General features: G+C 67.1%; 15 protein-coding genes. 5 read left to right on the top strand and 10 right to left on the bottom strand.

Going from position 1 to position 13,025, the window contains the following annotated elements:
* Nucleotides 1-27: 27 nt before the first annotated feature.
* Together V3B25_RS08380 and V3B25_RS08375 are read right to left on the bottom strand one after the other, a co-directional pair.
* Nucleotides 28-756 (bottom strand): GNAT family N-acetyltransferase, encoded by a 729-nt coding sequence (locus V3B25_RS08380; RefSeq protein WP_329810472.1) that lies wholly within the window; start codon nucleotides 754-756, stop codon nucleotides 28-30.
* Nucleotides 757-770: 14 nt separating this feature from the next.
* The gene (locus tag V3B25_RS08375) at nucleotides 771-1,436 is read right to left on the bottom strand and encodes a metalloregulator ArsR/SmtB family transcription factor (protein ID WP_329810471.1); all 666 of its coding nucleotides are present in this window, start codon (nucleotides 1,434-1,436) and stop codon (nucleotides 771-773) included.
* A gap of 55 nt (nucleotides 1,437-1,491) precedes the next feature.
* On the opposite strand from V3B25_RS08375, the gene V3B25_RS08370 reads away from it, so the two are divergent.
* The gene (locus V3B25_RS08370; RefSeq protein ID WP_329810470.1) at nucleotides 1,492-1,995 is read left to right on the top strand and encodes a DUF2938 domain-containing protein; all 504 of its coding nucleotides are present in this window, start codon (nucleotides 1,492-1,494) and stop codon (nucleotides 1,993-1,995) included.
* Nucleotides 1,996-2,036: 41 nt separating this feature from the next.
* Nucleotides 2,037-2,840 carry an APH(3')-II family aminoglycoside O-phosphotransferase gene (locus V3B25_RS08365; RefSeq protein ID WP_049421316.1) on the top strand — a complete coding sequence of 268 codons (804 nt, stop codon included), beginning with the start codon at nucleotides 2,037-2,039 and terminating at the stop codon, nucleotides 2,838-2,840.
* Here V3B25_RS08365 and V3B25_RS08360 read toward each other — a convergent pair.
* Entirely contained in the window at nucleotides 2,813-3,238 is a 426-nt protein-coding gene (locus V3B25_RS08360) for a DoxX family protein (protein ID WP_201118881.1), read from the bottom strand. The two genes, V3B25_RS08365 and V3B25_RS08360, sit on opposite strands and share 28 nt — an antisense overlap.
* A 143-nt stretch (nucleotides 3,239-3,381) precedes the next feature.
* Here V3B25_RS08360 and V3B25_RS08355 point away from each other — a divergent pair, with 143 nt between their 5' ends.
* The 3 genes from V3B25_RS08355 to V3B25_RS08345 all read left to right on the top strand — a co-directional run bounded on the left by V3B25_RS08355 (nucleotide 3,382) and on the right by V3B25_RS08345 (nucleotide 6,107).
* Nucleotides 3,382-3,972 carry a TetR/AcrR family transcriptional regulator gene (locus V3B25_RS08355; RefSeq protein WP_049421318.1) on the top strand — a complete coding sequence of 197 codons (591 nt, stop codon included), beginning with the start codon at nucleotides 3,382-3,384 and terminating at the stop codon, nucleotides 3,970-3,972.
* Nucleotides 3,969-5,003, top strand: a complete 1,035-nt coding sequence (locus V3B25_RS08350; RefSeq protein ID WP_329810469.1) for a heparan-alpha-glucosaminide N-acetyltransferase domain-containing protein — start codon at nucleotides 3,969-3,971, stop codon at nucleotides 5,001-5,003. The genes V3B25_RS08355 and V3B25_RS08350 overlap by 4 nt, the downstream gene beginning before the upstream one ends.
* 99 nt (nucleotides 5,004-5,102) lie before the next feature.
* A complete protein-coding gene (locus tag V3B25_RS08345) occupies nucleotides 5,103-6,107 on the top strand; it encodes an aminoglycoside phosphotransferase family protein (protein ID WP_329810468.1) in 1,005 nt (334 codons plus the stop codon).
* Nucleotides 6,108-6,246: 139 nt separating this feature from the next.
* On the opposite strand, the gene V3B25_RS08340 is transcribed toward V3B25_RS08345, so the two are convergent.
* The 7 genes from V3B25_RS08340 to V3B25_RS08310 form a co-directional block, all read right to left on the bottom strand.
* Nucleotides 6,247-7,134 (bottom strand): DMT family transporter, encoded by an 888-nt coding sequence (locus tag V3B25_RS08340; protein ID WP_049421321.1) that lies wholly within the window; start codon nucleotides 7,132-7,134, stop codon nucleotides 6,247-6,249.
* A 32-nt stretch (nucleotides 7,135-7,166) separates the two neighbouring features.
* Nucleotides 7,167-8,228, bottom strand: coding sequence for a UDP-N-acetylmuramate dehydrogenase (murB, locus tag V3B25_RS08335; RefSeq protein ID WP_107431775.1), 1,062 nt, complete (start codon nucleotides 8,226-8,228; stop codon nucleotides 7,167-7,169).
* A gap of 8 nt (nucleotides 8,229-8,236) precedes the next feature.
* Complete coding sequence (locus V3B25_RS08330) at nucleotides 8,237-9,292, bottom strand: quinone-dependent dihydroorotate dehydrogenase (protein ID WP_329810467.1); 1,056 nt, start codon at nucleotides 9,290-9,292, stop codon at nucleotides 8,237-8,239.
* Nucleotides 9,293-9,300: 8 nt separating this feature from the next.
* The gene (locus tag V3B25_RS08325) at nucleotides 9,301-10,071 is read right to left on the bottom strand and encodes a class I SAM-dependent methyltransferase (RefSeq protein ID WP_329810466.1); all 771 of its coding nucleotides are present in this window, start codon (nucleotides 10,069-10,071) and stop codon (nucleotides 9,301-9,303) included.
* A gap of 5 nt (nucleotides 10,072-10,076) precedes the next feature.
* The gene (locus V3B25_RS08320; protein ID WP_010484694.1) at nucleotides 10,077-10,361 is read right to left on the bottom strand and encodes a DUF4190 domain-containing protein; all 285 of its coding nucleotides are present in this window, start codon (nucleotides 10,359-10,361) and stop codon (nucleotides 10,077-10,079) included.
* 178 nt (nucleotides 10,362-10,539) lie between these two features.
* The gene (locus V3B25_RS08315) at nucleotides 10,540-11,349 is read right to left on the bottom strand and encodes an SDR family oxidoreductase (RefSeq protein WP_329810465.1); all 810 of its coding nucleotides are present in this window, start codon (nucleotides 11,347-11,349) and stop codon (nucleotides 10,540-10,542) included.
* 40 nt (nucleotides 11,350-11,389) lie between these two features.
* Nucleotides 11,390-12,922 carry an aldehyde dehydrogenase family protein gene (locus tag V3B25_RS08310; protein ID WP_329810464.1) on the bottom strand — a complete coding sequence of 511 codons (1,533 nt, stop codon included), beginning with the start codon at nucleotides 12,920-12,922 and terminating at the stop codon, nucleotides 11,390-11,392.
* Nucleotides 12,923-13,025: the final 103 nt, after the last annotated feature.

Here is a 13,025-nt window from a genome sequence, read left to right as displayed (position 1 = left end):
TTGCTTCCTTGTTGTACTGCGGCGGCCTCAGTCGACCGCCAGAACGGTGTCCCAATCGGCGAACGCACGCAGGCCGCTGCGTTCGGCGGTAATGATCGAGGCGGTGTTGTCGAGCTGGCAACGGTACTGCGGCTGCAGCCCGGCCGTCTGTGCGGACACGGCCATGGCGCGTATCAGCTGGCGCGCGTGCCCGCGACCGCGGGCCTCGGGCAGGGTCAGCACGCCCATGTCGGCCAAGGCCGGATCCAGGCTCCACGGGTACATGCTTCCCGCGGCAACCAGCCGCTCGCCATCGAAGGCGCCGAACACCTGCCAGTGGTCCAGCTCGACCCAGGCGGCATCCAGATCCTCCTCGCTCGCGCTGGCCTGGAACCCGTTGAACGCGACTGCGTCGGCCGGGTCGAGACGGCGGATATATGGCGGTGCAGGGCGCTCGGCCAGGGCCGCAAGTTCTGCGGCGGGGAAGTAGAAGACGCGATCCGCGCCATGCGTGCGCTGGCCGAGCTGCTGCAGGCGCAGTTGCAGCTGCGGGAGCGTACAGTGCGGTTGCGCGTGCAGTTGCAGGCGAGCGGCCAGGGCCGGGCGCAGCAGTGCGCGCGCGGGGCCCACGACCGGCTGCAGCAGCATGCCGTCCTCGCCCTCATCGAAATCATCGCTGCACGCCAACTGCAGCAGTGGATCATCCTGCAGCATGCGCTGCCCGGAGAACACGCTGCGCCAGGTCGCATCGATCAACGGGGCAAACACATCATCCATGACCGGTGTCTCGCTCAGTGCCGGGGCAGGTCCACCTGCAGGCCGGCGGCCTTCCATTCGGGGTAACCGGCGGCGAGCCGCTGCGCGGTCAGTCCGGCCTCGCGCAGCATCGCCACCGCATCGTTGGACAGCACGCAGTAGGGACCGCGGCAGTACGCGACAATGTGGACGGCACGCGGCAGTTCGTCCATCCGTGCACGCAGTTCCGTAACGGGAATGTTCAGCGCGCCGGGCAGGTGGCCCAGATCGAATTCCTCACGCGGCCGCACATCCAGCAGCACCACGCTGCCGCGTTGTTCCAGCAACTGCTCGACAGTCAGACCTTCCAGAGCATCGCGGCGCTGCAGGCTATCGTGGATCACACCGTGCATCTCGCTGCGCTGGTGGTCGGCATAGTCGCGCAGCGCGGCCAGCAGGTTGCCCAGCGGACCCTCACCACTGCGGTAGAGGATGCGCTTGCCATCGCGTCGGGTCTGAACCAGGCCGGCACGGCGCAGCTGCTGCAGATGCTGGGAGGTATTGGCCACCGACAGTCCGGTCAGTTCGGCCAGGCGTTCCACGGCGCGCTCGCCCTGGGCGATGTGCTCCAGCAGGGCCAGGCGATGGGCATGGCCGAGCGTGCGGGCGATTTCGGCCAAGGCTTCCAGCGGTGAGAGCGGTGGCTCTGTTGCAGCGTTCATGCGGCGCACGCTAGCATCGCTCTATCATTCAAGCAAATAATTGAAGGTGCGCGATATGGCTGGCCTGGCGACATTCGTGATGGATTCGGTGGTAGTCGGCGTGGGAGCGACCGCAGTGATGGACCTGTGGGCGCTGGTGCAGAGGCGGCTGCTCGGCATTCCCTCGCTGGATTTCGCGATGGTGGGCCGCTGGCTGGGGCATCTGCCGCGCGGGCGCTTCCGCCACGATGGCATCGGCCGCTCGGCAGCGGTCAGTGGCGAGCGCGCGCTGGGCTGGACCGCGCATTACGTGATCGGTGTGGTCTTCGCCGCGTTGCTGCTGGCCGTGGTGGGGAACGGTTGGGTGCAGGCGCCGACACTGGGGCCGGCGCTGGCCTTCGGCATCCTCAGCGTCGCCGCACCGTTCCTCATCCTGCAGCCGGGCATGGGCGCGGGCATTGCCGCTTCAAAGACCCCGGCGCCGGGCAAGGCGCGCCTGCGCAGCCTGGTGGCGCACAGTGTGTTCGGCCTGGGCATGTACCTTTCCGCGTTGTTGTTGGCTGCGGTCCATGCAGGATGAGCGAGAATCCGTGGGGTCACCGGCAACAGGAACACCTCGGCATGGAAGCACCCAAATCCATCACTGATGACATGCCGCTGCCGTGGGCGTGGCAGGAGGCATTGGCCGATGCACGCATCGAGCGGCAATCGATCGGTGTGTCGCGTGCGGATGTTGCCCGCGTGCATCGGCCGGGCCAGGCCGATGCCTTCCTGAAGTCGGAAGTGATCGACGCCTTCAGTGAGCTGGGCGATGAGATCGCGCGCCTGCGTTGGCTGCAGGCACAGGGGCAACCGGCGCCAACGGTGATTGCCACTGCCGAAGAGGCGGGCCGGCGCTGGTTGCTGATGAGCGCGCTGCCTGGCCGCGACCTGGCCTCGTCGCCGGAGCTCGCGCCGCAGCAGCTGGTGGAACTGCTGGCCGACGCGCTACGCGGGCTGCATGCGTTGCCGGTGGCAGCCTGTCCGTTCGACCAGCGACTGGCCTCGCGCGTACAGGTCGCGCAGGCCCGCATTGAAGCGGGCCTGGTGGATGCCGATGATTTCGATGACGAACGCCTGGGCCAGAGTCCGCAGCAGGTCTTCGCCGAACTGTGCAGCACCCAGCCCGACCATGAAGACCTGGTAGTCAGCCACGGAGACGCCTGTCTGCCGAACCTGATGGCGGTCGAGGGCCGCTTCAGTGGTTTCATCGACTGTGGCCGGCTGGGTGTGGCCGACCGCTACCAGGACCTGGCGCTGGCCGCGCGCAGCCTTGTCTACAATTTCGACAACACGCGTTGGGTGGCGCCGCTGTTCAAGCGCTACGGCATGGTTGCCGACGAACGACGGTTGGCGTTCTACCGGTTGCTCGACGAGTTCTTCTGAGCCCGCGCATGGCTGGCGATGGCCGCGCAGATCAGGCCACCGACCACGCTCAGGTGCTCCAACGCGAAGAACAGGGCCAGTTGCTGTTCGGCACCGTGCTTGTTCCAGAAGGTATGCACGATGACGATGGTCAGCAGCATGAACACCGCCAGCGCGCCGCTGCCCAGCCAGAGCAGGCGATCGAGCAGCAGGCACAGTGCGCCGCCCAGCAGCACCACGGCGCTGGCGATGTTGAACAGCACAGGTGGTTGCAATCCGGCGGCCTGCATTTCGGCCACGCTGTTGTCCCACGCCAGCAGCTTGGCCAGGCCCGAGGACAGGAACACCACGGCCAGCAACAGCCGCGCGAGGAACCACAGCACGCGGCTGTCGAGCAGGGGGGTGATCATCCGTGGCATGCAGGAACTCCGGGTTGAGCGTGGGACAGGCCACGCAGCATCGGGCCTCAACCGCAGTTGAGGTCAAGGCTGGCTGAACGGAGCCCGACGTCGGCCGGATGGTCAGCTTCTAATTGGACGAACGTTCGTTCACTATTTGCGCCATGAACCGAGCCGACCGCAACGAGCAACGCATCGCACAGATCCTGCAGGCCGCCTTGCAGTGCTTCCTCGTGAAGGGATTCCACCAGACCAGCATGCGTGACATCGCGCAGGCGGCCGGCGTCAGCCTGGGCAATCTCTACAACCACTTCCCGGGCAAGGAAGCGATCATCCTTGCGGTGGCGGTGGCCGAGAGCGAAGAACTGGCACCGTTGCTGCAGCGACTGGCCGCGTCCGATGGCGAACGCACACAGGTGATGGCCTTCCTGCAGGACTTCCATGCGCTGTGCCGGCAGCCGGAATGGGCAACACTTGCGGTGGAGGTGCTGGCCGAGAGCGCACGCAATCCGGCCGTGGCCGAGGCCTTCGCGGCCAATCGCAGGCAATTGCAGGCGACGCTGGCCGAAGCCCTGCAGCAGATGGCACAGCGCGAACGTCGGCGTCCCGTACTGGCGCCGGCACTGCAGGCGCAGGTGCTGCTGGATGCCATCGAAAGCGATGCGCTGCGTCGGGGGCTGGGCGAAGCCGAGGGCGCCGATGAAGCATCGCTGGATCTTGGCCTGCTCGCGCTGCTGCTGGGCGCACGCGCATGAATGCTGCTGACCGGCGGTTGCACGGGCTGGACCTGGCGCGTTACCTGGCACTGGCCGGCATGGTGCTGGTGAATTTCCGTCTGGCGATGGCCGTGTCGGCAGAGGGTGAGGGTTGGCTGGCAGGGTTCTTCCATCTGCTGGAAGGCAAGGCTTCGGCGACATTCGTTACGCTGGCCGGCTTGGGCCTGGTGCTGGCCACGCAGCGGCAGGCTTGGTGGCCGGCCAGCGTGCAGACCTGGAGGCGCGCGCTGTTCCTGATGGTGCTGGGCCTGCTCAACCTGACCCTGTTCCCGGCCGATATCCTGCACTACTACGCGGTGTATTTCGCGTTGGCAGTGCTGTGGCTGCGTGCCTCGCCGCGGGTGTTGCTGGCCAGCATCGTGGGCCTGGCGGCCTGTTCGTTCTGGGCGTTGCTGCATTGGGATTACAGCCAGGGATGGAACTGGCAGACGCTGGAATACGCCGGTCTGTGGCAATGGCCGGGCGCGGCCCGCAACCTGCTGTTCAATGGCTTCCACCCGTTGATGCCGTGGCTGTGCTTCTTCCTGCTGGGCATGCTGCTGGCGCGCCTTCAGTTGTCGCAGCCTCGGGTGCAGCATGCATTGCTGGTGCTGGGCCTGTTGCTGATCGCGGCTGGACATGGCGTGCAGCAGCTCGCACAGGGAACGCTCTGGCAGGCGTGGCTGGGAACGCAGCCGATGCCGCCGGGACCCGCCTACGTGCTTACTGGTGCGGGCGCGGCCTGCAGTGTCATCGCCGCCTGCCTGTGGCTGACGCGTGTACGCCCGGGTGACTGGCTGGAGCCGTTCACCGCGGCCGGGCGCATGACCCTGACCCTGTATGTGGGTCACATCCTGCTGGGCATGGGCACGCTGGAAAGCCTGGGCCTGCTCGATGGCCGTGCATCGCTGGCGTCGGTGCTGTTGTGGGCGCTGCTGTTCCTGATGCTGGCGACCGCTGCGGCGTGGCTGTGGTCATGGCAGTTCGCGCGCGGTCCGCTGGAGGCGGTGATGCGCCGTATTGCAGGCTAGTTCTCTGGTCGTGCCGAGGTGATGTTGTGACGGACATGTCTGTGTCGTGGCGAGCGCATCTGCGATAGTGGTGGCAGGTAACACTTTCCGCTTGCATCCATGTCATTCGCTTCGGCGCAGCATCTCGGCGAAGTCCTGCAACAATCCTATGGCATCACCCCCACCGCCGTGGTGCCACGCCCGGTGGGCGCCGACGCCAATGCCAGCGTGTATCGCGTCGATGCGCGGCACGGGCAGTGGTGGTTGAAATGCCGCACCTACCAGGTCGACCCATCGGTGTGGGACAGCCTGCACTGGATGCGCGGCACGTTGGGTCTCGATGAGATCGTCGCGCCGTGGCCGGCACTGACCGGTGGTGCGTCGGTACAGCGCTGGGGATTGCAGTTCACCCTGTTCCCTTACGTGGAAGGCCAGTCCGGGTTCGAGGCGGCGTTGAGCCGCACGCAGTGGAAACGGCTGGGTGAGGTGCTGCGGCGCCTGCACGGCGCGCAGCTGCCAGCGGAACTACACCAGGCGCTGCCGATCGTCCGGCTGGAAACCGCGGCGCTGGAGACCGTCGGGCAGTGGTTGGCCGGCGAGGGCCTGGCGGCCGCGAAGGACGGGCTGGGCCGCGCATTCGTTTCGGTATGGGACCAGCAGCATGCGCGCATCGCGGCGCTGCATGCGCAGGCACGGGAACTGCTCGCGGCCTTGCAGGACGTGCCGGTAGACCTGCATCTGTGCCACACCGATCTGCATGCCGGCAACCTGCTGATGGGCAATGACGGTGGGCTGCACCTGATCGATTGGGATGGCCTGTCGCTGGCACCGCGCGAGCGCGACCTGATGTTCATCGGTGCGGCGGTTGGCGGGCGCTGGGGGCGCGAGAATCCGCTGGGCTTCGAGGACGGCTACGGCAGCGACCGCGGCGATCCGCGCTGGATCGCCTGGTACCGGCACTGGCGCATCCTGCAGGATCTGATCGAGTTCCAGCAGGTGCTGCTGGGCAGCGATGGTGAGGAGCGTTCGCCGCAACTGCGCCGGCAGTCGCTGCATTACCTGGGCGAGCAGTTCGCGCCGGGTAATGTGTTCGATGCGGCGGAGCGGGTGTATCGCGCGCTGTAGATGCTCGTCACCTGCCATCGATGAAGCGTCGCGCTGCACGCGATGAGTCGAGCATGGCTCGACTCTACAGTTACGCTCGGCGGCTCTTCGGGCCGCCATCGTTGATCAGGTGCAGGAATCATCCACGCGTGGCGTGGCTCTACTCGGCGGGCTTGGCCGCTGCAGAGGCGGCTGCGCTTGCGGCGCGGCGCGACAGCACGGCCTCGCGATGGGCGATGTAGGCGTTGGCGGCGAGGATGATGCCGGCACCGATGATGGTCCAGCGGTCCACCGTTTCGTTGAACAGCAGCCAGCCGAACAGCGTCACCAGTGGCAGTTGCAGGAAGCTGATCGGGGTCAGTGCCGAGACTTCACCCAGGCGCAGCGCACGCGTCCACAGCAGCTGGCCGATGGTGCCGAGCACGCCAGTGGCCAGCAGCCACAGCCACGCCATGCCGGTGGGCCAGACCCACACGAACACGGCCGGCACCAACGACAATGGCACCCAGAACACGTAGGTGTAGAGCACCACGGTATCGGCGCTGTCGATGCGGGTCAGCTGCTTGATCTGGATCGCCACCAGCGAACTGAGCACGGCCGCACCCACCGCCACCAGGCTGCCAGCGGTGAAACCGGCGGTGCCGGGACGCACGATCACCAGCACGCCGATGAAGCCGACAACCACCGCCGCCCAGCGGCGCACGCGCACGGTCTCGCCCAGCCACAGCACGGCGGCGATGGTGACGAACAGGGGCGTGGAGTAGGAGAGCGACACCGCCTGCGCTAGTGGCAGGTGGCCCAGTGCCCAGAATGCGCACAGCATCGAACCCAGGCCGATCGCACTGCGCACGAAGTAGCGCGGCAGCTGTTGGGTCTTCAGCGGCGCGTGGCCTGGCCGCAGCAGCATCGGCAGCAGCGCCAGCAGGCCAAAGGCATTGCGGAAGAACGCCACTTCCTGGGTAGGCACGTAACGGGTGGCATAGCGGATCGCCACGGCCATCAGGCCGAATGCCATCGTGCTGCCGAGCATCAGCAGCGCCGCCCGCATCGGGGTGGCGCTGGGGGAGAGGGTGGGAGTGTTCACCACTGTGCGCCGAGCAGGCGGGGCTCCGGTTCGATCGGCACGCCGAACTTCTCCAGCACGGAAGCAGAGATGCGTCGCGCCAGCGCCAGCAGTTCAGCGCCGGTGGCGTTGCCGTGGTTGACCAGCACCAGTGCGTGGCTCGGCGCCACGCCAGCATCGCCTTCGCGGAAGCCCTTCCAGCCGCAGGACTCGATCATCCAGGCCGCCGAGACCTTGCGCTTGCCGTCCTGGTCGGACGGGAACACCGGCAGCTCGGGGAAGTGCTGCAGCAGCACGTCGACCTGTTCCAGCGGCAGCACCGGGTTCTTGAAAAAGCTGCCGGCGTTGCCCAGTACATCCGGGTCGGGCAGCTTGCGGCGGCGGATCGCGATCACCGCATTGGCCACGTCCACCGCACTGGGCAGCTCCACACCCTGTGCCTGTAGTTCCTCGCGGATGCCGGCGTAGTCCATGCGCAGGTCATGCAGCAGTGGCAGCTTCAGTTCGATGGCGGTGATCAGGTAGCGGTCCATCTGCTGCTTGAACACGCTGTCGCGGTAGGCGAAGCCACACTGTTCGTTGTCCAGCCGCACCCAGGCCTGTTCCTGGCAGTCCCAGGCTTCGACGGCCTGGATGAACTCGCCGACCTGCGCGCCGTAGGCGCCGATGTTCTGGATCGGCGCGGCACCGGCGGTGCCGGGAATCAGGGCCAGGTTTTCCAGTCCGGACAAGCCTTCCTGCAGCGACCACATCACCAGGCCGTGCCAGGGTACGCCGGCACCGGCGCGGATCACCGCATGGTCGGCGCGATGCTCGAGGAAGCTGATGTCACGGTTACCGAACACCAGCACGGTGCCCGGCAGGTCCTCGGCGATCAGCACATTGCTGCCGGCACCCAGCACCAGCAGCGGGCCGCTGGCCACTTCGGGCAATGCCAGCACTTCCGGCAGCAGCGTGGGATCGTGCAGTTCCAGCAGCTGAGCGGCGCTGGCCTGCACATGGAAGGTGTTCAGGGCCTGCAGCGGCGCATTGCGGGTGAGCGTCCAGCGCAGCGGGGCGTTGCCGTCGACGGTATCCATGGGTGTGCTCACAGTGGGGCCACCGCGCCGCGGCTCGGCGCTTCGCGGCGGCGACGGATCGCCTCCACGCATTCGGAGACGAGGGCCGGGCCGCGGAAGATCAGGCCGCTGTAGCACTGCACCAGGGCCGCACCAGCAGCCATCTTGGCCACCGCGTCGGCACCGGACAGGATGCCGCCGACCCCGATCAGTGGCACCGACTCGGGCAGGCGCGAACGCAGGCGGCGCAGTACCAGCGTGGACTGCTCCAGCACCGGCGCGCCGGACAGGCCGCCGGCCTCGTTGGCCAGCGGGTCGCCGGCCACCTTGCTGTGGTCCATGGTGGTGTTGGTGGCGATCACGCCGTCCACCTGCAGTTCGCCCAGCACGCGGGCAGCAGCATCGATGTCGCGCTCGCTCAGGTCGGGCGCCACCTTGACCAGCATCGGCACGCGGCGGCCGTGGCGGGCCGCGAGATCTTCCTGGCGGTCGCGCAACTGGCTGACCAGCTGGCGCAGCGCGGTTTCTTCCTGCAGTTCACGCAGGCCGGCGGTGTTGGGCGAGGAAATGTTGACAGTGATGTAGTCTGCCAGCGGGTACACCTTGTCCAGGCAGGCGATGTAATCGTCCACGGCCTGTTCGTTCGGGGTGTCCTTGTTCTTGCCGATGTTGATGCCGAGCAGGCCGCGGCGGTTGCGCGCGCGCTCGACGTTGCGCACCAGCGCGTCCACGCCCGCATTGTTGAAGCCCATGCGGTTGATGATCGCGTTGTGTTCCGGCAGGCGGAACAGGCGCGGCTGCGGATTGCCGGCCTGTGGGCGCGGGGTGATGGTGCCGATTTCGACGAAGCCGAAACCCAGCGCGAACAGCGCATCGATGTGCTCGCCATTCTTGTCCAGGCCGGCGGCCAGGCCGACCGGATTGGGGAAGGTCAGCCCGAACACCGTGCTGGGCATCGGCGCGATGCGTGCGGCCAGCAGCGGCGTGGTGCCGGTGCGATAGGCCAGGTCCAGTGCGGACAGGCCGAGGCCGTGGGCGCGCTCGGCGTCGAGCGAGAACAGGAAGGGGCGGGCAAGCGAATACATGCGTCGGTTCAGTCCAGCGTGCCGAGGAAGGCTCGGGTTCGATATTCAAAAGCAACCTGGCCGCCGACCGCGTGGGCGGCGAACAGGTCCTGCAGAGCGTCGATCATCGGCGCGTGGCGCGGATGACCGGCTTGCGGGGCATAGGAGGAGGACAGCAGGCGCCCGCGCAGGGCATCGAAGTCCAGATGCTGTACGTTCGGCAGCTCTACCAAGCCGCGCAGGCCGGGGCCGAACCAGGCCTGCATGGTGGCATCGTCCTGGTAGCGCTCGGCCACGGCGGAGTAGTCGGTGCCGTAATCCAGCAGCAGCTGTTCGTAGCCGACCAGGAACGGACTGGCATCGAGCAGGCGCGAATTCCAGTAGATCAGGGCCAGGCCACCCGGGCGCAGGATGCGCTGCCACTCGGCGCGCACCGCCACGGTGTCGAACCAGTGGAAGGCCTGCGCGGCACTGACCAGATCGATGCTGGCGTCGTCCAGGCCGGTGGCCTCGGCGCGGCCGTCCACCGCACGGAACTGCGGGTACTGCGGTGCCAGCCATTCCTCGGCCGCGCCCCGCATGGCGGCGTTGGGTTCAACCGCGACTACCGGATGGCCGCTGGCCAGGAACAGGCGACTGGAAATACCGGTCCCGGCGCCGATGTCGGCGACCAGCGCCTCGCGGCTGACGCCCATCGGGCCGTGCAGCCATTCCAGCAGCGCGGGTGGGTAATCGGGCCGGTAGCGGACGTAATCGGCGACGCGGCTGCTGAAGCGTTCAGTGCTGTCGGAGGCGGTCATGGCAGTCAGTTCGACATCGCAGCGAGCCAGGCCAGGCCGCCGAAGAACAGGATGAAGACCAGGATGGCGGCGATCACGGCGCCGACCATCACCCAGCCCAGTACCAGACCGGTGACGGCCAGGCCATCGCCTTCCAGTTCATGCGGGCGGCGGCGGATCTCGGCGCGGGCCATGTGGCCGGTGATGATGGCCACGATGCTGGCCACGAAGGGCAGGACGGTCCAGCTGGCGATGCCCATGACCAGGCTGACCACGGCCAGGGCGCTTGTCTGTCGGGGTGCCACGCTCATCGGGGTCCTCCTTGGCAGTGTGCACATGATAGTGCCTCTGCCCGGGCAATCCCATGCCCGGCGGATGCGATGGCAGGCGTCGACCTTGGTAGACGAACGGCATTTCAGCCAGGTAGGCGTCGACCTTGGTCGACGAAAGGCATGCCAACCAAGGTTGGCAGCTACCGGAGTGCCGGTGTCAGCCCATCAACACCTGGCCGCCATCCACGTTGAGCACATGGCAGGTGATCCAGCGCGCCAGCGGCGAGCACAGGAACAGGGCGGCATCGGCAATCTCGCGCGGGTGGCCGAAGCGGCCGAACGGAATCTTCGCCAGCGTGCCGTGGTACAGCGCCGGGTCTTCGGTGCGGCGGCGGTCCCAGAGGCCGTCATCGAACTCGATCGAGCCCGGTGCGATGGCATTGACCCGGATCCGGTCCTTGGCCAGCGCGAGGGCCTGCGAGGTGGTGTAGTGCGACAGCGCGGCCTTGGCGGCGGCGTAGGGCGCACCACCGGGACGCGGCTGCTGCGCGGCGATCGAAGACAGATTGAGGATGCAGGCGTCGCTGGATTTGCGCAGCCAGGGCAGGGCCAGGCGAGAGGCCCGAACCGCCGCCATCAGATCGATCTGCAGGCTGGCGGCCCAGCCATCCTCGTCGTCGGCCATGCCGTAGCCAGTGGCGTTGTTGACCAGCACATCGATGCCACCGAGTGCATCGGCGGCGGCCTGCAGCCAAGCCTGGATCTGGCCGGGATCGGCCAGATCGGCGGAGAATGTGTGCAGTTCGAAGCCCTGCACCCGTGCATCGGCACGCAGGGCATCCAGACCGGCCTGGCCGCGCGCGCAGACCGAGACCTGCGCACCGGCGCCGGCAAACGCCAGCGCCATTTCACGGCCAATGCCCTTGCTGCCGCCGGCGATCAGCACGCGGCGGCCGGTGAAATCAATCACCGGTTTGCCAGCCTGTAGAGCCGAGCCATGCTCGGCTGCACTTCCTGCAGTGTTCATGGCCCGTCCTGCCGAGCATGGCTCGGCACTACAGATAGCGTTACAGATCGAACTTGATGCCCTGGGCCAGCGGCAGCGAATCCGAATAGTTGATGGTGTTGGTCTGGCGACGCATGTAGACCTTCCACGCATCCGAGCCGGACTCGCGGCCACCGCCGGTGTCCTTCTCGCCACCGAAGGCACCGCCGATCTCCGCACCGGACGTGCCGATGTTGATGTTGGCGATGCCGCAGTCGCTGCCGGCCGCCGACAGGAACTTCTCGGCGGTCTTCAGGTTCTGGGTGAAGATCGAGGACGACAGGCCCTGCGGCACGCCGTTCTGCATGTCGATGGCTTCGTCGATGGTGTCGTACGGCATCACGTACAGGATCGGCGCGAAGGTCTCATGCTGGACCACGGCGTCGCTGTTCTTCAGGCCCGAGACGATCGCCGGCAGCACGAAGTTGCCAGCGCGGTCGATGCGGGTGCCGCCGGTTTCGATGGTGCCGCCGGCCGCCTTGGCCTGGGCGATGGCATCGAGGAACTGCTGCACGGCGCCATCGCTGTTCAGCGGGCCCATCAGGTTGGCGGCATCGGTCGGGTCGCCGATCTTGCCTTCCACCTGCTTGTAGGCCTTGACCAGCGTGGCCAGCACGTCGGCATAGATCGAGCGGTGCACGATCAGGCGGCGGGTGGTGGTGCAGCGCTGGCCGGCGGTACCGACCGCGCCGAACACGATGCCCGGCACGGCCAGCTTCAGGTCGGCGGTTTCGTCCAGGATGATGGCGTTGTTGCCACCCAGCTCCAGCAGGCAGCGGCCCAGGCGGCGGGCGACCTTCTCATTGACGGTGCGGCCAACCTGGGTCGAGCCGGTGAAGCTGATCAGCGGCACACGGCGGTCATCGACCATCTTCTCCGACAGCGCGGTGCCGGCATCGTTGATCAGGAAGAAGATGTCCGGGAAGCCGGCTTCGCGCAGGGCGTCGTTGCAGATCTTCAGCGAGGCGATGGCGGTCAGCGGCGTCTTGTTGGACGGCTTCCAGATGCACACGTCGCCGCAGATGGCGGCCAGGAACGAATTCCAGCTCCACACCGCGACCGGGAAGTTGAAGGCCGAGATGATGCCGACCAGGCCCAGCGGGTGGTACTGCTCATACATGCGGTGGCCGGGGCGCTCGGAATGCATGGTGTAGCCGTACAGCATGCGGCTCTGGCCGACGGCGAAATCGGCGATGTCGATCATCTCCTGCACTTCGCCATCGCCTTCCGGCTTGCTCTTGCCCATTTCCAGCGCAACCAGCGAGCCCAGGGCGTCCTTGTGCTTGCGCAGCGCTTCACCGCACAGGCGCACGGCTTCACCGCGGCGCGGGGCCGGCGTGGTGCGCCAGACCTTGAAGGCTTCCTGGGCGCGGGCGACGACGGTCTCGTACTCGGCCTCGGTGGTCGCGCGGACCTGTGCGATCGGCTCACCAGTGGTCGGGTTGACCGGGGTGATCAGCTCACCAGCGGTCGCGCTCGACCACTCCCCGTTGCCCAGGTACGTGCCAGCGTTGATCGCGTCCAGGCCAAGGGACTTGAGCAGCTCGGAAGACATGCAGACTCCTGTGTTTCGTTACGTTGTTTGGCGCCATCGCGGGCAGGTGGGGGGGCGATGAACAGAACCGCCGATGGTAGCAGAGGGAGGTGGTTGGGCTTTG

Source organism: Stenotrophomonas sp. SMYL8 (genome assembly GCF_036320065.1).
GTDB lineage: Bacteria > Pseudomonadota > Gammaproteobacteria > Xanthomonadales > Xanthomonadaceae > Stenotrophomonas > Stenotrophomonas maltophilia_A.
Note: the sequence above shows the minus strand (reverse complement) of the source record. Positions and strands in the feature narration are given on the sequence as shown.

What these genes read in the sequence shown, in the direction of transcription:
- murB (WP_107431775.1), bottom strand. Translation starts at nt 8,228, where the DNA reads ATGGATACCGTCGACGGCAACGCCCCGCTGCGCTGGACGCTCACCCGC.
- V3B25_RS08370 (WP_329810470.1), top strand. Translation starts at nt 1,492, where the DNA reads ATGGCTGGCCTGGCGACATTCGTGATGGATTCGGTGGTAGTCGGCGTG.
- V3B25_RS08330 (WP_329810467.1), bottom strand. Translation starts at nt 9,292, where the DNA reads ATGTATTCGCTTGCCCGCCCCTTCCTGTTCTCGCTCGACGCCGAGCGC.
- V3B25_RS08345 (WP_329810468.1), top strand. Translation starts at nt 5,103, where the DNA reads ATGTCATTCGCTTCGGCGCAGCATCTCGGCGAAGTCCTGCAACAATCC.
- V3B25_RS08325 (WP_329810466.1), bottom strand. Translation starts at nt 10,071, where the DNA reads ATGACCGCCTCCGACAGCACTGAACGCTTCAGCAGCCGCGTCGCCGAT.
- V3B25_RS08350 (WP_329810469.1), top strand. Translation starts at nt 3,969, where the DNA reads ATGAATGCTGCTGACCGGCGGTTGCACGGGCTGGACCTGGCGCGTTAC.
- V3B25_RS08340 (WP_049421321.1), bottom strand. Translation starts at nt 7,134, where the DNA reads ATGCGGGCGGCGCTGCTGATGCTCGGCAGCACGATGGCATTCGGCCTG.
- V3B25_RS08355 (WP_049421318.1), top strand. Translation starts at nt 3,382, where the DNA reads ATGAACCGAGCCGACCGCAACGAGCAACGCATCGCACAGATCCTGCAG.
- V3B25_RS08320 (WP_010484694.1), bottom strand. Translation starts at nt 10,361, where the DNA reads ATGAGCGTGGCACCCCGACAGACAAGCGCCCTGGCCGTGGTCAGCCTG.
- V3B25_RS08375 (WP_329810471.1), bottom strand. Translation starts at nt 1,436, where the DNA reads ATGAACGCTGCAACAGAGCCACCGCTCTCACCGCTGGAAGCCTTGGCC.
- V3B25_RS08310 (WP_329810464.1), bottom strand. Translation starts at nt 12,922, where the DNA reads ATGTCTTCCGAGCTGCTCAAGTCCCTTGGCCTGGACGCGATCAACGCT.
- V3B25_RS08365 (WP_049421316.1), top strand. Translation starts at nt 2,037, where the DNA reads ATGGAAGCACCCAAATCCATCACTGATGACATGCCGCTGCCGTGGGCG.
- V3B25_RS08360 (WP_201118881.1), bottom strand. Translation starts at nt 3,238, where the DNA reads ATGCCACGGATGATCACCCCCCTGCTCGACAGCCGCGTGCTGTGGTTC.
- V3B25_RS08380 (WP_329810472.1), bottom strand. Translation starts at nt 756, where the DNA reads ATGGATGATGTGTTTGCCCCGTTGATCGATGCGACCTGGCGCAGCGTG.
- V3B25_RS08315 (WP_329810465.1), bottom strand. Translation starts at nt 11,349, where the DNA reads ATGAACACTGCAGGAAGTGCAGCCGAGCATGGCTCGGCTCTACAGGCT.